Here is an 18407-nt window from a genome sequence, read left to right on the forward strand (position 1 = left end):
CTGGAGAAGTGGCGCGGTCTCGAGCGCATTAGGGCAACTGACCGTTCCTATTACGGCGACCTGCTGATTTGGAGGGGCGAATTTATGCGCGCCGCTGAGGTGCTCACAGCGGTGGATCCGGATCCGGTGTTCGACTATTCGCAGAACCTGCTGGCGCTGAACGCGGTCAACCCGAGCGCCACTAATGACACCAATTTGCCGGGGGTGTGGCGCAGCGAGTTCAATGAGCTGCTGAACCAGGGTGGAGCTTCCGGGATCGGATTGTCCCAAGGCGAGGTGTCTTTCTACGCGCTGACCTCGGATGTGGAGGGCCCACATGACCGAATTGATAACGGGCCGCTGGTAAGTGTGATTGTGCCCATCTTCGAGCCGAGCCGTGCCACTGATGTGGCGGTCAACTCTCTGCTAGGCCAGACATGGCGGAACCTCGAGGTCATCATTGTCGATGACTGCTCCCCTGTAATGGATGAGCATGGGCAACCGACCGGGTACCGGGAGCAGTTGCAGCGCCTGGCGGCCTCGGACAGCCGGGTTCGTGTGGTCTTCAACGAACAGAACCGGGGGGCCTACTCGGTCCGCAACGACGGGCTGGATCTTGCCCGTGGAGAATTCGTGACGGTGGCGGACAAGGACGACTGGCATCATCCCCAGCAGATCGAGACCCAGGCGAAGCAGCTCATGGCGAACCCGGAGCTGGTGGCAAACGAGAGCAACTGGATTCGTGTCGATGAAGACCTGAAGTTCATCATGCGCTCCGCAACCGGCAAGGTGGTGTACCCGTCGCTTCCGTCATTGATGTTCCGTCGCGAGCAAGTTGTGCAGGACCTGGGCTATTGGGACGCGGTCCGGAAGTCTGGGGACTCTGAATTCAAAAGCCGTCTAGAGAACTTCTACGGGATGAAGGTGGAGCCGGTGGTCGATGCGCCGTTGGCCTTCGCGCTTATGGACGGCGCAAACCTGACTCGCGAGGACATGGGCGTGGGGTACTTGGCTCCGGATAGACGTGCATATCTGCGGGGTTATAAGCGGTGGCATCGGTATATTCGCGAAGAGGGCGCACAGGCATTCATGCCTAAGGAGCCTTCCCAACGCCTGTTTGTGGCACCTCCGTCTTTTTTGCCTCAGAGAACTCACGAACCACCCCATTTTGATGTGGTCTTCGCGTCGGAGTTTGGTTTCTTGGCGGGCAATTCGACGTCTCTGTTTAACGAGATTTCGGTGTGTCTGGAGGCGGGTCTGAGGGTTGGGGTGATCCCGATACAAAACGGTTTGATTCCTTCGGCGTCTAAACGCCAGTTCGCTCGGAAAGTGGATGAACTGGTGCTCTCGGGGCAGGTGGATCGTCTTTCATTAGATGTTGCGGCGTCTACTGACTTGTTGATTGTGCGATGGCCTACGGCAGTCCAAGCTGTCCGCGATACCCCAGCTCGATTGAACGCTGGGCGTGCTGTCGTGGTCGCTAACCATCCTCCGTATGAACCATCGGGGGAGCGGCGCAGTTATGACGTGTCACAGGTGACCCGCAACGTGGAGCATCTGTTTGGTGTGCGGCCGCTGTGGGCTCCGCAGAGTGAGCAGATTGGTGCCATGTTGGAGCCGATGCTGCCGGCTTCGGACCTGGCGGACTTTTCTTGGAAGGGCATAATCACTCTGAAGGAAGAGCACGCTAGAAGGAACCGATTTGACCCATCACGCAAACCGGTGATTGGCCGCCATGCAAGGGACGATGCTGCCAAGTGGCCTTCTGACAGGTCCGTGTTCCGCCAGGTGTACCCGGTTGATGGCTCTGCGGAAGTCTGTATCTTGGGTGGTGCGAAAGTACCACAGAAGCTTGGCTACCTTCCTCCGAGGCCGAAGGGATGGGAGATCTACGTTTTCAACGAGATTGAGGTTGAAGAATATCTCGCCCACAAAATCGACTTCTTCGTGTACTTCCATTCCGATGGGTGGCTTGAGGCATTTGGTATGGCCATCCTTGAAGCTATGAGTTATGGGGTGGTATGCGTCCTGCCCCAGCACTTTGAGCCTGTGTTTGGCGACGCCGCGATTTACTCGGACCCCAACGACGTTCAGCGCACTATTTCTGAACTTTGGAGTGCAGAGGGGTTTGCGGTTCAGCAGCAGAAGGCCGTGGAGTTTGTAGAGCGCGAGTGCACGCCGCAGGCGTATGTCCGACGCCTGGAGCGACTAGGCACAGCCGCTCACGAATGATCGCTGGTTGGTTCGATGACCATCTCAGAGATGGGCGCAGCATCACCGTTACATATCTAAGGAGACAGCTCGAGGCATGAATAGCCTGCAGAATATACCCATCCCGGCTTTTACAGCGAGCAAAGAGTGGGGCAACCAGTGGAATGTAGGTACGAACCAGAATGTAGTGGTGTATTTTGACGATTCAGGTCGCCTGCGGCTCGATAAGGAAAAGAAGTTCACTCTCCATACGGTTCTAAGCGCTGAAGCTTCGGATCTTGAAGAGTTGAGTCCGGGTCGTGGGGTGCCCCTCTCAGTGGCGGCTGCATATACGGTGTCTTTGCGGACTCGGAATGACAAGGGGGTCCGCTCGCGTCTGGTGCTCCATGAGTTCGATGAGGCGGGCAATAGGGTAGCGCGTCTGAACCTCGTTAACGGCGAACGGTCAGTCTACGTGCCCCGCATCCCAACCGGGCGTCTTGTACTGTCACTGCGACTTGTGGGTGAGGGTGGGGCGGCCATTGAAGCTATCGAGTTCAACCCGATAACTGAGTCGTCCTATACTTCACCAGGATTGCATGCTGTGGTGCGAATGAACCCCGCTCCAAAAACAAAGAAAAAGAGCGGGGGGGACGGCCTTGCTTGGCTGATGCCGATCCGACGCGCCCTTTATGATGGTGTACCACTGTCCGTCCTGGCCAACCGGAGGGAAGCCAAGGGCGTAGCCGATGTCTTGGTCGAATTGGGTCATTTTCTGGAAGCTAAGGAGGTAGCGCGCCAATTCGACCTGTATAGGGATCTTTCCACCTCGGCACTGAGACGAATGTTCTGGCACGGACGTCGAACCGGGTATCTTCAGCATGCCGTGGAATGTATGGACGAGGTCGTCCTTCGGTCGAGGAGCCGGAGTGATAGTCAGGTGGCCGAACGGCTCAGAGGGGAATACGAGTTCCACCGAGACCCGTGGGCGCTCATGCCCGAGCTTGAGACAAGTAATCTCTATGATTCTGATGGTCCCATTCTGCACATGGTCGGCAAGGCTTTGCCCGAACAGCAGACCGGCTACACGGTGCGCACTAAGTACACCGTTGAGGCCCTGCAGGATGCAGGCGTAACGTCTGTGATCGCGGTGCAGGCCGGTGGCAATCACGAAGAAGGTCTCGAAGCGAGGCTTGAGCACAACATTGGGGGTATCCGTACAGTCCTTATGGCTGGACCAGCCAAGAAGGACGTAAATCGGGACGAGTGGCTTGAGCCTAATGTGAAGGGCCTCTACGAGCTGGTTGAAGAGATCAGACCGAGCATCATTCACGCGCATTCAGATTTTACGAATGGCGCTTTGGCTACGCATGTTGGCGAGGCGACCAGTGTCCCTGTGGTCTACGAATCCCGCGGTTTTTGGGAAGAGACGTGGATCTCTCGCATCGGCAATGCCCAGGGGTGGGAGAACATAGAACTGATTCTTAAAATGTATGGAGCGCCCGATTTGTATGAACTGCGCCGTCAGAGCGAGCGTCGCGTCCGGGAGAGAGCTGACAGGGTCGTGACACTAGCGCAGACCATGAAAGATTTCATTCTCGAGGAAAGTTGCGACGGGGTCATTCCGCCAGAGTATATTTACTTGGCGAGCAACGCTGTCGACCCGAAGGACTTCCCCGTAGGGTCGGGAAAACCGCAGCTGCGTCGAGACCTCGGCATAGGAGATGACGAGGTCGTAGTAGGTTATATCTCGTCCATCGTCGAGTACGAGGGCATCGAGACGCTTCTTGAGGGTTACCGCCTATTAAAAGCCCAGCAAAGCGGTGCGCGCCTGCTGATCGTCGGAGATGGTCCCTACCTGAATCGACTAAAGCAGCACGCAGAGCGTGGGGGACTTACTGACACCATTTTCACCGGACGAGTTCCGCACGAACATATTCTTGATTACTACCACTCGATAGACATCTTTGTGGTACCGCGGCGCAACACTCGGGTTACGGAACTGGTCACACCGCTTAAGCCTTTCGAAGCCTTCTCCACCGGGCGTCCAGTGGTCGTATCCGACGTTGCTGCGCTTGCAGAGATTGCAGCGGATTCACGAGGTGCAGCAAGTGTCTTCCGAGCTGACGATGCTGAAGATCTGGCGTTAAAGCTCGATGAGCTAGTCACGGATCCCGAACTCCGAAATGCGCTGGGAAACAAAGGAGCAGAGTGGGTGCGACAAGAACGGTCTTGGTCCTCGAATGTTCCGACGTACCGTTCTATGTATACGGAGCTGGCTAAGTGATACATTCTCGACCTGTCCGTGCGATGTTAGATGATAACTCGATTCGCGAGTTCGATAGATTGCTCCGAGTACGGGCGGAGGTGGGGCACGATGAAGCGCGTGAGGTGCTCATAGAACAGCTACATGAGCGCCTCGGACTTCCTGGCTATGTAGCCTTCTTAACCAACGGCACAGATTTCAACCTGACTTTCTTGCGGACTCTGCACCGCGGGCTCCTTGACCTTGACTTGCCCGATATGGCGATGGAAGTCCTGAAGGAGGTTGCCGAACGGACAAACGCGCCTGCAGACCACAAGGCCTTCCGCAAAGCAGAACTAGAATCAAGTAAGCGCCATGTAGACAGATATACCCCCCGTACCCGGCGTCGCAAGAGCTCCAGTCTGTTCTCGGTCTCCCGGGAACATGCTGAAGCTTGGATTGCGTGGCTGCGTGAGCACGATTCCGCCCAGATTGACGAATGGTTCTACACAAAAGGGCAGAGTGCTGAGGAGGTTATCGAGGCCGGTTGGATTTTTGAGGAGTTCGAGGCTCTGGAGCTCTCTCCGAGCACTGACTGGATAAGTGCTGCGGGCACCGACCGCACATGGGGCTTTACTCTACACAGCTGGGAGTTCCTGGACCCCATTATGCAGGCCTTCTTTCAGGAAAGGGATCCAGCCCACCTTGAATGGGCAGTCAATATTGCTGTTTCCTGGAGTAAACAGGCGTTGAGAAAAGACGCGTCGGGCAACATGATGTGGTATGACATGGCGTTGGCCCTCAGGTCGCCACGTCTAGCAGGGTTGCTCCATGCGGCCGCGAGAGAGGGCTACGGAGCCGAGCGTCTCATCCCTCTCTTTCAGCTGGCCAGAGCGCATTTCGATGCCCATGAAGCTGCGGAGTCGTTTGTTGCCCACAACAACCATGGATTCTATGCTGCTTTCGGTCAGATTGTGCTATCACGTGATCTTCGATGCTTACCGCGCGCATCGTGGGCGCGGTCGCAAGGGGAGGCCCGAATGAGACTTATGGCTGAGCAACAGTTCCTACCTGACGGTGGCCACGCGGAACACTCACCTGATTACCACCGAATGCTGCTCACGTCTTTCCAAAAAGCAATAGAACAAAAAGTGATCAACAGTCCACAAATTGTGGAGAGAATAAGAAGAGCATCGGAAGCTCTGGGATGGTTTGTTCAGCCCGATGGAACGATGCTCCAGTTCGGTGATTCTCCTGCAAGACGAATGGTCAGGGGAAAGTCGGAGGCATTGAGTGAGACAACGAAGTTCATCCTGACGGACGGCAAACTAGGTAAGGCGAATGAGGACAACTTATTTGTCATGCCTAGTACGGGTTACGCTGTGGTCAGAAATCCCCAGCCGCTGCGAGAGGGGGAGCTTGCTCAATCTTCTTATTTGGCATTCACTGCGGGTTTTCATTCGCGCGCACATAAGCACTGTGACGATCTGTCCCTAGTTTGGACGCATGAAGGTAACGAAATACTAATCGACGGCGGACGCTTCGGCTATGGCCCGCAGCTTCCCAATGATTCACCGCTCCGGGAACAGGGATTCTTCTATGATAGCGCTGAGCGCCAATACGTCGAGTCCGTCCGAGCTCATAATACAGTTAGTGTTGATGGCCTAAATCATAATCGACGACGAGCGCCCTATGGATCCGGGCTCGTCGAAGCAGTCCAAAGAATGAATGCGTTCAGTGTGATAGGTGAAGTTCCGCATAACGAGTGGCGACATCGGCGACAGCTCCATCTTGACTCGTGCCAGTTGACGCTTACCGATCGACTCATATTTGACGACGACATGGAACACACTTTTGGACTGCATTTTCTACTGAATGGGGGCTTCGAGCTTGACTGGGCGGATGCCGGAGAAGCCCGACTCCTCTCTCGAGCTGATGGATTATCGGTACTTTTGTCTTGGAGTGACCAAGACCTTGTCCTCTCGGCAAAGAAGGGTGCCAAATCTCCTCTTGAAGGATGGCGGTCAAAGGTAGACAGGAAGTTGGAGCCGGCCCTTGCGATTACTCTTTCAGGAAGTTGCGAGTCCAAGAAAGAAATTACTACAAATTTTACTGTTGGTAGTCAATTGCAATAAAAATGAATGATCACCTTCTGGATCTCAGCAAGAAAGTCGCCGCGTTGGTCTGAAAACTTGGTATGACTGAAGCAATCTATCCGCGATAGAAGTTCCAATACGGGCTTAGATACCCAAGACGTCAAACGGCAGGTTACAGCGACCGCCGTGACCTCTTCGCTGATCTCGAGGGCCTCCACGTCGCCAAAGTCTAGCGCTCCACCCGGCAGGACGGCCCGCGGGTCAGTTGCAGGTGATCGTGGAAACAGCCTCGGTCCCGAACTGGGGCCGGATTGCGCGGTTCTCTCGGTGAGCGCCGACCGGGGCGAAATGGAGCATCATCTACGCCCGATCTACGGGTCCTGTGAAGCTGAATTGGCAAGTGCCGGGGGCCGGGTCAACAACCCGACGGCGAACGCGGACTGTTCATTGAACAAGACCTCTGCCGTGATGGCCCTGCGGAGGCCGATGATCCGCCGATGCATTGGCTGGAGCATCGCTGAGATGTGTCGCTTGACTGTCTCAGTGGTCGAGAACGCCCGGCAGTCGTACATCTACTTGCGACCGTGTGGAAGGCGATTTGATGCGTGTTCAGCGAAGCCCTATTCCAGGACCATCACCGCATCGGAGCGAGCACGCTCGGGGTTGATGGGCACTTCTGGCGTCATGGGGCTGGGCATCCAGGCGGGTGGGTGCACCTCGATATCCTCGGTCATCGGGGCAGCAAGGGCGCGTCGCATTAACGAATCCGTAACGGGCTCCAATCAGGAGCGAGGTCTTGGCCGAGAACCAGTGTTGTCTGGAGAAGTTCATCACGGGTGATCCACGGTGTGAGGAGGCCCGCCTTGAATACGCCCAAGAACTACGCAGCGCCTATCAGCACAAAGACCCGCGTGCTAGTCAGCGGATGTCACTATAGGTCTCGTACTCCTTTCCTTCGCACCCGGGGTCTGAGATCGCTCGTCTGGATCGGGCCCTGAGCTGCCCGTGAGAGATGTGACTGGCTTAATTGCCTAATTCGGCATTGACCAATCAACGACCGCGGCACCGAGGCTGGTAATAGGGTGATCGAGCTCTATTGTCGGGTGGTCTGCAGGTTCCGCAACCGGAAGAACCATTGGCTGCGGGTGCTGCTAATCAGACGGGGCTTCGACGGGGCACCTTCACCTAAACCAGGAAGAGTCCTCAAGTCGGCTCGTCATCATGCCCAGCCGATGCAGCCGGCGATCCGGTTCCGGGAGTCCTGGAGGGCCAACGTTCATTAGAACAACTCCAGGGCAAACGGTGTTGCACTGCCGGTTCGACTAGAGCCTCATTTCAGGAGCCCATTCTCCATTTTCAGTCGTAAGTGTTCTTCCCCTAGTTCGGCCAGGCGACCATGTTACGCCAGAGTCTTTGTCCGCTCCGGCCCGAGGGTGGGGTAGTCGTAGTGGTGCTCCTTCACACATTATCTCCGAGCCCCGGAGTCACTCTACAACCTTCCGTCAACCTCAGTGACCGGACGCTAACTTTGGGTGACCTACTGGACCACCTGAGTCTCACATTACAGGCTGAACTTTCCGTGCGATGGTGACGCTGGATGGTCTTGGTCGTCTTTGGTCAAGAGACCGCCCCGCACCGCCGAGGCACCAAACCACCTCTCCCATCTAGGTAACTCCAAACTGGCATACAAACTGTCACAAGCGCAACGTGTAGTATAAGTCGGAAGGTGGACTCACTATGTAGTGGGTTTCTGCGAGGTTTCTAGCCCTCGCGTTTTCTAGTTAAGATAACATATAGAAATAAAATAAAATCAGTTTTAGCAATATAGCAAAAAAAATTCTAAGGTTTATATATAAATGAAAGTTGATGAGAGTCTTTCGTGGGAGCGCATGTTCTTGGAGTATGCACTTGATCCCTATCGTGCCTGGGCTGGGCAGTCCAGTCGGCAGGCCGAGAAGCTATCTACTCGTGTCAAGAAAATGGCAACGGGGGCCGGCTTTTCGTATCGAGAGGTGGTTGAGTCTTCTATAGAGGCGGCAAGTCACAGAGATCATTGCGGCAGGCCTTTGACCATATTCTTGGTTAACAGTGGCAGTTCAGGTTCTCATTGGCTTGAGCCCATGCTAGCCGACCTCGGGGACTTTTCTCCTGGTGGAGAGATCTATCTCCCAAAGAGTTTGCGCGATAAACTGAAGAAATTATCACCCACGAAGAGAACATCGTTTATCGACGCTGTTCACTTATTACATATGCGAGAACTCCCTGTCCTAAATTTAGAGAAAACGCTTATTAATACTGCTCATAATTGGCGATTACCTGAGTTATTTCATTCAGAGGCGCGCACGATTCTTCTCACGCGTCATCCCGTCGATATTGTTGTCTCGCGTACTTTCAGAAAAGATGAATATCGCCACTCAAGGTTACCTGACGCGTCGGACCTCGACTATCTTAAAAAAAATATAGAAGTAGTAAATACTTTTTATGCAAAAACTAAAAACGCGTTATGGGATCATCAGGTATCGTTTGAGGACCTTAAGTCTAACGGTGCGGATCGGATATGTGAACTTCTTGCATACCTTGGGGCTAGTGCTTCTCGCCAGCAGATCGAGAAGGTGTTGGAAGACTACTCGGTTGATGGTTCAGCTGTAGCGAAGACGAATTTATACCGTGGACCTCGTGCTCAGGTTCCGGATTGGGCAAGGGAAAATGCAGCGCACCTCCTCGTGGATGAACCCCGCCAATTTGGCTACGAGTATTAGTATGCTCTACCTGGTACGGAGGCTAGCGGGGTATTGGCATTCTTCTGGATGTGTTGGCGTTCCAAAGAGAGCGGTGCATTTTCTTCATGACCGTCCGTGTCCGGGAGTGGATGCCCCCGAAACCCGGACGTTGAATTGGTGAGATGGTCTTATTCCGTGTCCCCACAGGGTGAGGTCGAGCCCCCGATGGGAACTGATTTAGCGACCTGGACACAGGACTCCATCTCGAACAATGAGTCGGTGAAATCACGCTGGTGAGAAGAGAGGTGCAGTACAGTTTGATGAAGCCTGAAGGAGGAAGCTCGAGTTTATCAAGCGGGAAGCTCGACGCACTGCGGGACCGAGGGAGACAAGGGAGTAACCGGCTGGAGTGATCCGTAGGGGCCTCCCTCGCCCCCGCAGCTTCCATCCCTTGACATGACGAGAATTCGACGGTTGAAAAACAGCTCCGGTCATTTGCCTATCTATGTTGACCCAAAATGCCATTTAAAATGACCATTGGTTCTCTCATTCATTTTTAGGATTATACAAAAAAGTGAATGAGAATTAAGTAAATATCTATAATTTGTCTGGAAAGAGATTGAGGATATTTCGGACGATATCACGTTGGGTATGTTTGTCCGTGCGTACAATTAATTCAGGGTCCCTGGGTGCCTCATAAGGAGCGCTGACTCCCGTGAAATCTCTTATTTCGCCGCGCCGCGCCTTCTGGTAGAGCCCCTTAGGGTCACGCTCCTCGCATAGTTCCAGCGGGGTGTCGACAAAAATCTCAATAAATTCCTCTGGTCCGAAGAGTTCTCTGGCCATCTCCCGGTCTCGTCGGTAAGGGCTCACAAATGCGGTGAGAACGATGATTCCTGCCTCAGTAAATAGTCTGGCCACCTCGGATACCCTGCGGATGTTCTCCTCTCGGTCTGTCTCGGTCATACCGAGATCCTTACAGAGTCCTTGGCGTACGTTGTCACCGTCAAGAAGCATAGTCTTATACCCGTTGTTGTGGAGTTCGACTTCCAGAGCATTGGCGAGTGTAGATTTACCGGATCCGGAGAGTCCGGTGAACCAGATGCACTTACCGCTGTGGCCATTTGTCTGCTCGCGCATCTCTTGGGTAACCGCACTGCGGTGCCAGACGACTTCTGCCTTGGAGTCATTTGATCGGTACTCGTAGGGGGATTCGCGCTCGCTTACGTGCCGGATCATTCCAGCGCCAACAGTGAGGTTGGTGAGTCGATCGATGACGATGAAGCTGCCTGTCCTAGGAGACGTCCGGTATTCATCGAGAGGCAGCGATCCAGTGAGTTCTACTTGGCAGCGGGCTATCGCGTTGAGTTCCAAGGTCTCCACAGGCCGACGCTCCAGCGTGTTGACGTCTATTTGGTACTCGATGTTTTCGATCGAACCGGAAATTTCCCGCGCCGCGATTTTTAAGTCATAGAGCTTGCCGGGCTGCAACTGAGTTTCATGCATCCAGACAATATCTGCCTCGAAGGTATTGGATATCGTCACTTCTGCGTTAGCGGAAGTGATCCAATCGCCGCGACTGATGTCGATATCATCTGTCAAGGTGACGGTGATGGCTTGCTCCGGATAAGCTGCGTCCAAGTCGCCATCCCACGTGACAATGCGCTCCACCTGAGACGTCGTCCCCGAGGGAAGAACCTTGACCTTTTGCCCTGGAGTCAGGACGCCAGAAGCAAGGGTGCCGGCATAGCCCCGAAAATCCAGGTTTGGGCGATTCACGTATTGAATCGGTAAGCGAAGATGCGAGAGGTCATGATCTGCAGCCACTGGCACACTTTCCAGCAACTCCAAGAGGGGCTCACCCGAGAACCAGGACATGTTCGCCGAGGAGCCAACTACGTTATCGCCTTCTAGCGCAGAGATAGGCACAAAGTGAATGTCTGGAGCCTGCAGATTGGTAGCGAAAGTGCCGTACTCGGCAACAATCTCATTAAAGCGCTCCATGGAGTATTCCACTAGGTCCATTTTGTTCACCGCGATGACCAGATGCTCAATGCCAAGGAGATCCGCGATGAAACTGTGGCGCCGCGTCTGAGTCATGACACCATGGCGGGCATCTACGAGGATGATTGCCAAGCTTGCCGTGGAGGCGCCGGTGGCCATGTTCCGGGTGTACTGCTCGTGGCCGGGAGTATCGGCAATGATGAATTTGCGCTTCTCGGTGGAGAAGAACCGGTAGGCGACATCGATAGTGATGCCTTGTTCCCGTTCGGACTGCAACCCATCAACCAGCAGTGCCAGGTCCGGACGCTCGCCCTGAGTGCCTGAAGATTTAGAAGCTTGGGTAACTGCGGCTAGTTGGTCTTCGTAGATCATCTTAGAATCGAAGAGTAACCGCCCGATGAGAGTGGATTTTCCATCGTCGACGGAACCGCAGGTGATGAAGCGCAGCAAATCCTTATTTTCGTGCTCTTTGAGGTAAGCCCCGATGTCCTCTGCAATGAGTGCTGACTTGTGTGACATCTTTAGAAATACCCTTCGCGCTTCTTCTTCTCCATGGACCCGGCTTGATCATGGTCGATGGCCCGTCCGGAACGTTCGGAGGTGGTGGTCAAGAGCATCTCTTGAATGATGTCTGGCAGAGTCGCAGCTGTGGACTCTACTGCACCGGTGAGCGGATAGCAGCCTAGCGTGCGAAAGCGGACCGACTTCAGTTGGGGCATTTCTCCTGGTTCGAGAGGTAGTCGGGCATCATCGACCATGATCTGCATCCCGTCCCTGTAAACAATGGGCCGGGGAGCCGAGTAATAGAGTGGGACGATTGGAATCTGCTCGAGATAGATGTACTGCCAGATATCCAGTTCAGTCCAGTTCGAGAGTGGAAACGCTCGGATGGATTCGCCTTTGTTAACTTTTGCGTTGTAGATGCTCCATAGCTCGGGCCGCTGACTCTTGGGATCCCACCGGTGGTACTTGTCCCGGAAGCTGAAGACTCGCTCCTTAGCGCGAGAGGCTTCCTCATCTCGGCGGGCTCCGCCAAAGGCCGCGTCAAAGCCATGCAGCGAAAGCGCCTGCTTCAGCGCTTGGGTTTTCATGACATCTGTGTACTTGGCACTCCCGTGATCAAAAGGGTTGATCCCCGCTGATCGGCCTTCCTCATTTGTATGGGTCAGCAACTCCATACCGGCTTCGTGCGCCATTCGGTCCCGAAACTCGATCATCTCACGAAATTTCCAAGTCGTATCAATATGCATCAATGGAAACGGCGGGACGCCCGGATAGAAAGCTTTCCGCGCCAAATGCAGCATGACTGAGGAATCTTTTCCGATGCTGTACAACATCACGGGATTCGCAAACTCCGCGGCCACCTCCCGCATGATGTGGATGGACTCGGCCTCAAGCTGCTTCAAATGCGTCAACCGGGCGGGGGGCACTCGACGGGAAGCAACGGTGGAGGATTTCATTCTGTCTACCCTAACTGTTTATGGGCTCTCTCGGAGTGAGGCAGAAGCTCAGCGGTTGCTCCCAGGCGGGTGAGCGCTCCCCGGCGGCAACGAACCAGGGGTTCAAAGTCGAGTCCTCCTGGTTGTATCGAAGAGGTTGCAGAGTGCGCGCGTTGAGCACGACACCCCCGGCGGCTGTAACCACGGCGTGGGCTGCGGCTGTGTCCCACTCAGAGGTGGGTGCCAAGCGCGGATATAGGTCCGCTTCGCCTTCAGCTACGAGGCACAATTTTAGCGAGGAACCCATCGAGATCCGCTCGTGTTCGGGGAGCGCCGCACAGAATGCTTCAAACTCGTCGGAGCCGTGGCTGCGTGACCCAACAATTTTCCATCTGCATTCGTTACTCTCTGGAAGTGAGCGGATGAAGATCTCCTGCGGGGCATCAGGATTATCCCCGAAACGCCAGCTGCCTTCACCATACTGGCCGAGCCAAGTCCTCTGAAGGACTGGTGCATGGACCACACCGAAAACTGGTTCGCCCTGTTCCACCAGGGCAATATTGAGCGTGAATTCGCCATTGCCTTTTATGAACTCCTTGGTGCCATCGAGTGGGTCCACCAACCAGTACCGGGACCACAATCGCCGCCGCTCCCATGGGATATGTGCGGATTCTTCAGAGAGCACTGGCACCTCAGGAGTGAGCTCGTGGAGCAACTCCACCAGTGCGTAATGGGCTGCCGTGTCAGCAGCCGTCAGTGGGGAGGTGTCTTCCTTGAAATCGACATCGAAGCCCTTTTGATAAATCTCCATGACCCGGTTCCCGGCCTCGTAGACGCCGTTGAGCAACTGGGTTCGCGTGTGCCTATCGATGAATGTGGTCATAAGAATGCTCCTTGATGCTTTTTCAGAATACCCACACCAGTGGGGCCAGGCCCACGACCACCATAGCTGTCAGAAGGCTCATGGGCGCCCCAATTTTGACGTAATCCATGAACTTATAGCCGCCCGGGCCAAGCACCATCAGGTTAGTTTGGTAACCGAGCGGGGTCATGAAGCTGGCGGATGCGGCGAACATGATGACAATAACGAAAGGCATGAAGCTGACCTCTAGTTGTTCTGCCGCTGCGAGACCGATCGGAAACATCAGCACCGCGGCACCGTTGTTGGTGATGAATTCGGTGAAGACTACCGTGAGGGCGTACACCAGCGCGAGTGCCAGCCAGGGGGCGAGGTCATCGGCGAAGAGGAGCCACTCGGCCGCCTGTTGGGCCGCTCCAGTTTGGGTCATGGCGGCGCCCAGAGCAAAGGATGCGGCAATAACGATCAAGACGGAGAGGTCAATCTCCCGCCGCGCCTTGCCGATGGGGATGCATCGAGTGGCGAGCATGGCGAAGGCCGCCAACAGTGCTGCCTCGAGGATCGAGATGATTCCTGTTGCACTTAGGGTGACCATGAGGGCCAGCACACCTAGGGCAACGGGGGCCTTTCTGAAATCTGGGGGCGAGGAATCGTTGAGGGCACTGACCAGTAGGAAATCTTTGCGGTGGCGATAGTGCCCCACAAAGTCATCACCGGCCTCCAGCAAGAGGGTGTCTCCAACCCTTAGTTCGATGTCGCCTAGCTTGCCGATCAGCCGCTGCCCCTGACGTGATACCGAGAGAATGACGGCGTGATACCTGGAGCGGAACCGTGCCTCCCTGATCGACTGATCCAGGCCCGGGTAATCTGGAGCGATAATGGCTTCGATGAGACGCCGGCGTGAATGGGTGACCTCGAGTTTGTGCAGGTCGCCATCGGCGGGGGAAAGGCCATGGATACGTCGGAGTTCTTGAGCGCACTCTGGAGCACCAATGAAGACAAGCGCATCGTCTTCCTGGAGGATGATGTCTGGCGATACGGCCGTCATGAGCTCGCCGTCGCGCTCCACATCGGCTAAGTATCCATAGGTGAGATTGCGCAGGCCGGCAGAGGCAATGGTTTTTCCGGCCAACGGCCCCCCACGTTCCACGGTGACTTCCACGGCGTACTCTCTGGCGCTCTCGAGCTGTTCCAGGGCACCCTGGCGGTCCGGAAGTAGCTTGTCGGCGAAGAGGAAAAGGTATACACACCCGACCAACACGACCGGGACACCTATCCAGGCTGGGCTGAATATGCCTAATCGAATATCTTGTTCTGATTCCAGAAGGCCACTGATGACAAGGTTCGTGCTAGTTCCTACGAGAGTGCAGGTACCCCCGACAATGCAGGCATAACTCAACGGGATCATGAGCTTCGATGGAGCGATCTTCAATCGAGTCGCCCAATCTTGAACCGCCGGTATTAACATCGCTATGACTGCGGTGTTGTTCATGAAGGCGCTTAATGTCGCTGAGGGCGCCAGGATTCGCAGCTGAGCTCCGCGGATGCTTCTAGGTTGGCCTAGCAACCGATGCGCCATCCAAAATATGGCTCCGGACTCCTTCAACCCTGCAGCGACGATATAGAGAGTGGCTATAGTCAGTACGCCGGTGTTACCGAAACCAGCCAGGGCATCGGCGGGTGAGAGGATTCCCGTGACGATAAGGAAAGTTACAGCGATCATCAGCACCACATCTGGTGCTATACGTGTCATGGCAAGCGCAAGAAGGACAGAGATCACTGTGCCAATCGTTAATAACGCTTCACTTGACATGACGACGCCTGATTCCTCTGACTTGCTGGGCTGATTTCGGTCGCATGCCCCGACTTATTGGAAGATAACGGGGGAACCCTTCCAACGCGTTGCAAGCAGCCTTTGGTGTCCGACCCATCAGGCTCGCGACTCTTCTAAAACCTTCTCATAAACTCTACCGGCTGTTTGGAAATTGGTCTGAAAATCTGGAGTGAATATTCCCAACGTTGCACTTTCAGTGATCACGATGCCCAGCATCCGGTGAGTAGGCACTCATACTTCAAGACTGCGCTGTCCTGGCGTACGACTTGAATCCGAGAGGCCACGGCCACCATGCTCCTCGTTGGCGCATTGCAGGGATGCATAGTTCGGGTACCTCCAATACGGATCTCTACGAGCTTGGCTTTTTCGCTGCTGCGTTGTGTTCGGCTATCCGCGCCTTGCCTCAATAAATCCTCATCACGAACTCACACTCTGAACTCCAAAACCGTCGACGTTTCCTGACGAGATCAAACTGATATCGTTACGGAGATCTCTGCACCTGAAGAAGTTAGGACAACATACCTTGGCGAGAAACTTTGCGAACGTCGCCGTTGTCGGTCTTGGTTATATAGGCCTCCCAACTGCTGCCATCCTTGCGGATCACGGAGTAAAAACTGTGGGTGTCGACATCGCGCCTTCGACGGTTGAGCAGGTTAATGCCGGGGTGCTTCCCTTTGTCGAACCAGGGTTGTTGGAGGTGCTCGAGAGGGCAGTTGCCAAAGGTCAACTCAAGGCACAAACTGATATGCCGGTTGCGGACGCGTATATCGTGGCCGTACCTACGCCATTCACCGATGCATTATCTGCGGACCTTACCTACATTGAAACAGCCGCCAGGAGCATCGCCACGACTCTGACCGGCGGTGAACTCGTTATCCTGGAGTCCACTTCTCCCCCCGGTGCTACTGAACACATGCGTGATGTAATTCTCGAAGCCCGGATGGATCTCAATGCGGAGGATCTGCTGGTCGCTCACTGCCCCGAACGCGTATTGCCAGGAAAAATCATGCAGGAGATGATTACCAATGACAGGATCATAGGTGGCATCGGCACAGAGGCGGCTGAGGCGGCGCGAGACCTTTACGCTGCGTTTTGTCAAGGCGAACTCTTGCTGACTGACGCCAGGACGGCTGAGATGGCCAAACTCACTGAGAACAGCTTCCGAGACGTCAATATCGCCTTTGCCAATGAGCTTTCTGTCATTAGTCACAAACTTGGCATAGATGTTTGGGAGCTTATAGCGCTGGCGAATCACCATCCAAGGGTAAATATTCTTCAACCAGGCCCTGGCGTAGGGGGCCATTGCATCGCCGTGGACCCCTGGTTCATAGTGGATGCGGCGCCCGAAGAAGCCAACCTCATAAGAACGGCACGTCAGACGAATGACGCCAAACCCGATTGGGTACTCGGACGCATAGAGCAGGCTCTAGATATAGGAGCAGCGGGGTCTAAGGTGGCCTTGTTCGGTCTGGCGTTCAAAGCCAACATTGATGATCTTCGCGAGTCACCGTCGTTGGCTATTGTTGAAAGACTCTCCAGCCTCGCCGTGGGCGCTGAGCTTCTGGTCGTTGAACCTCACATTCACGAACTGCCGCCGAAGCTGGCAACACGTGAGAAAGTCAGCCTCATCTCGACGGAACGAGCGATTCAAGAAGCGGACATCATCGTCCTCTTAGTGGACCACGACGCGTTCAAGAATGTTGACCCCGTTCAGCTCGAAGGAAAGACTGTCATAGATACCCGCGGTATCTGGCGATAAGGGCCGCGAAAGATCTTCGGTAACAGGGGGAAGAGTGACTCAGGACGCGACCGTTAGACAGATTATGCCGATATATGGCACCCGCCCCGAAGCCATTAAGATGGCACCGATCATCAAAGCGCTCGTGGCGTCCAACGATTTCAACGCCACGGTCACGGTCACCGGTCAGCACCGCGAAATGCTCGACCAAGTGAATGAACTATTTGGCATCGCTCCGGATCACGATCTCAACATTATCCAGCCGCGCCAAACACTCAACGGAGTTCTCACCCGCACAGTGAGGGGTTTGGATGAACTACTTGAGCAGAGCACGCCAGACGCGGTTATCGTTCAGGGGGATACCACCGCGGCCCTTGGCGGCGCCGTGGCAGCTTTCTATCGCGGCATACCTGTGGTTCACGTCGAAGCAGGGCTTCGCTCCTTCAACTTGTTCTCGCCATTTCCTGAAGAAGCGAACCGCAAGATGATCTCTCAAGTGACCTCACTCCACCTGGCGCCCACCGCTGGTTCGAAAGCTAACCTCATGCGCGAAGCCGTGCCCGAAGCTGATATAGCTGTCACAGGCAATACAGTTATTGACGCGCTCCTAGACGTCGCTGACCGTGAAGTCGCGTTTACGGACCCGAAGCTGGAGGAAGTGGCATCTTCAGGGAGTCAACTACTTCTAGTAACTACGCACCGGCGTGAGAATCAAGGCTCGGCTATGGAAGGTGTCGGTCGAGCATTAGCCCGCTTGGCGGATAGGTACCCGGACACCCTCATAGTTCTCCCAGCTCACCGGAATCCTGTCGTGCGCGAAGCAATCCTTCCCGCGCTTGAAGGCCATACCAACGTGGTTGTCACTGAACCCTTGCCCTATGGTGAGTTCACCCGGCTCATGAACCTGGCACATGTGGTACTCACCGACTCGGGCGGCGTACAGGAGGAGGCCCCTTCCCTCGGCAAACCCGTCCTCGTTATGCGAGAAAACACCGAACGACCCGAGGCCGTCGACGCAGGGACGGTGCGACTCATCGGCACCGACGAGGAGCGAGTCGTTTCGGAAGTCTCGCACTTGTTTGACGACACATCAGCCTATGAACGTATGTCCACTGCTGTGAACCCCTACGGTGATGGCCATGCCGCGTCGCGCACAATCGCTGCTCTACGGCAGCTATTTGGCACCGGATCGCGTCTACCCGACTTCACCGCATCAGGAGCCTGAAGCATGTGTGGAATTGTTGGTTATATCGGTTTGCCGGAGAAGTCTGTTGAGCATCATGCGTTGGATGTTTTGATGGAG

11 protein-coding genes are annotated in these 18407 nt (G+C 55.0%); 6 read left to right on the plus strand and 5 right to left on the minus strand.

Features of this window, described 5'->3' with window-relative positions; genetic code table 11:
- From FH975_RS15740 to FH975_RS15750, 3 genes are all read left to right on the plus strand, one after another.
- Positions 1 to 2211: glycosyltransferase (locus FH975_RS15740; protein ID WP_162322131.1), on the plus strand; the 2211-nt coding region annotated here is incomplete at its 5' end.
- A gap of 76 nt (positions 2212 to 2287) precedes the next feature.
- Positions 2288 to 4456, plus strand: coding sequence for a glycosyltransferase (locus FH975_RS15745; protein WP_162322132.1), 2169 nt, complete (start codon positions 2288 to 2290; stop codon positions 4454 to 4456).
- Positions 4457 to 4479: 23 nt separating this feature from the next.
- Positions 4480 to 6549 (plus strand): heparinase II/III domain-containing protein, encoded by a 2070-nt coding sequence (locus FH975_RS15750; protein WP_162322133.1) that lies wholly within the window; start codon positions 4480 to 4482, stop codon positions 6547 to 6549.
- 581 nt (positions 6550 to 7130) lie between these two features.
- On the opposite strand, the gene FH975_RS15755 is transcribed toward FH975_RS15750, so the two are convergent.
- Complete coding sequence (locus tag FH975_RS15755; RefSeq protein ID WP_162322134.1) at positions 7131 to 7268, minus strand: hypothetical protein; 138 nt, start codon at positions 7266 to 7268, stop codon at positions 7131 to 7133.
- A gap of 1098 nt (positions 7269 to 8366) precedes the next feature.
- On the opposite strand from FH975_RS15755, the gene FH975_RS15760 reads away from it, so the two are divergent.
- Positions 8367 to 9269 (plus strand): sulfotransferase domain-containing protein, encoded by a 903-nt coding sequence (locus tag FH975_RS15760; RefSeq protein ID WP_162322135.1) that lies wholly within the window; start codon positions 8367 to 8369, stop codon positions 9267 to 9269.
- A 558-nt stretch (positions 9270 to 9827) separates the two neighbouring features.
- Here FH975_RS15760 and cysN read toward each other — a convergent pair.
- Genes cysN through FH975_RS15780 form a run of 4 tightly spaced genes read right to left on the minus strand, consistent with a single transcriptional unit; the run spans position 9828 to position 15345 of the window.
- The gene (gene cysN / locus FH975_RS15765) at positions 9828 to 11753 is read right to left on the minus strand and encodes a sulfate adenylyltransferase subunit CysN (RefSeq protein WP_162322136.1); all 1926 of its coding nucleotides are present in this window, start codon (positions 11751 to 11753) and stop codon (positions 9828 to 9830) included.
- A gap of 2 nt (positions 11754 to 11755) precedes the next feature.
- Complete coding sequence (gene cysD / locus FH975_RS15770) at positions 11756 to 12694, minus strand: sulfate adenylyltransferase subunit CysD (protein ID WP_162322137.1); 939 nt, start codon at positions 12692 to 12694, stop codon at positions 11756 to 11758.
- A gap of 10 nt (positions 12695 to 12704) precedes the next feature.
- Positions 12705 to 13556 (minus strand): 3'(2'),5'-bisphosphate nucleotidase CysQ, encoded by an 852-nt coding sequence (gene cysQ / locus FH975_RS15775; RefSeq protein WP_162322138.1) that lies wholly within the window; start codon positions 13554 to 13556, stop codon positions 12705 to 12707.
- Positions 13557 to 13578: 22 nt separating this feature from the next.
- The gene (locus FH975_RS15780) at positions 13579 to 15345 is read right to left on the minus strand and encodes an SLC13 family permease (RefSeq protein WP_162322139.1); all 1767 of its coding nucleotides are present in this window, start codon (positions 15343 to 15345) and stop codon (positions 13579 to 13581) included.
- A 544-nt stretch (positions 15346 to 15889) separates the two neighbouring features.
- On the opposite strand from FH975_RS15780, the gene wecC reads away from it, so the two are divergent.
- Both wecC and wecB read left to right on the plus strand, forming a co-directional pair.
- Positions 15890 to 17125, plus strand: a complete 1236-nt coding sequence (gene wecC, locus FH975_RS15785) for a UDP-N-acetyl-D-mannosamine dehydrogenase (RefSeq protein WP_162322140.1) — start codon at positions 15890 to 15892, stop codon at positions 17123 to 17125.
- Positions 17126 to 17189: 64 nt separating this feature from the next.
- Positions 17190 to 18329, plus strand: a complete 1140-nt coding sequence (wecB, locus tag FH975_RS15790) for a non-hydrolyzing UDP-N-acetylglucosamine 2-epimerase (RefSeq protein WP_162322141.1) — start codon at positions 17190 to 17192, stop codon at positions 18327 to 18329.
- The last annotated feature ends 78 nt before the right edge of the window (positions 18330 to 18407 follow it).

It is taken from the genome of Nesterenkonia haasae (assembly GCF_010119385.1).
Lineage (GTDB): Bacteria > Actinomycetota > Actinomycetes > Actinomycetales > Micrococcaceae > Nesterenkonia > Nesterenkonia haasae.

What these genes read in the sequence shown, in the direction of transcription:
- FH975_RS15745 (WP_162322132.1), top strand. Translation starts at nt 2,288, where the DNA reads ATGAATAGCCTGCAGAATATACCCATCCCGGCTTTTACAGCGAGCAAA.
- FH975_RS15750 (WP_162322133.1), top strand. Translation starts at nt 4,480, where the DNA reads ATGTTAGATGATAACTCGATTCGCGAGTTCGATAGATTGCTCCGAGTA.
- FH975_RS15755 (WP_162322134.1), bottom strand. Translation starts at nt 7,268, where the DNA reads ATGCGACGCGCCCTTGCTGCCCCGATGACCGAGGATATCGAGGTGCAC.
- FH975_RS15760 (WP_162322135.1), top strand. Translation starts at nt 8,367, where the DNA reads ATGAAAGTTGATGAGAGTCTTTCGTGGGAGCGCATGTTCTTGGAGTAT.
- cysN (WP_162322136.1), bottom strand. Translation starts at nt 11,753, where the DNA reads ATGTCACACAAGTCAGCACTCATTGCAGAGGACATCGGGGCTTACCTC.
- cysD (WP_162322137.1), bottom strand. Translation starts at nt 12,694, where the DNA reads ATGAAATCCTCCACCGTTGCTTCCCGTCGAGTGCCCCCCGCCCGGTTG.
- cysQ (WP_162322138.1), bottom strand. Translation starts at nt 13,556, where the DNA reads ATGACCACATTCATCGATAGGCACACGCGAACCCAGTTGCTCAACGGC.
- FH975_RS15780 (WP_162322139.1), bottom strand. Translation starts at nt 15,345, where the DNA reads ATGTCAAGTGAAGCGTTATTAACGATTGGCACAGTGATCTCTGTCCTT.
- wecB (WP_162322141.1), top strand. Translation starts at nt 17,190, where the DNA reads ATGCCGATATATGGCACCCGCCCCGAAGCCATTAAGATGGCACCGATC.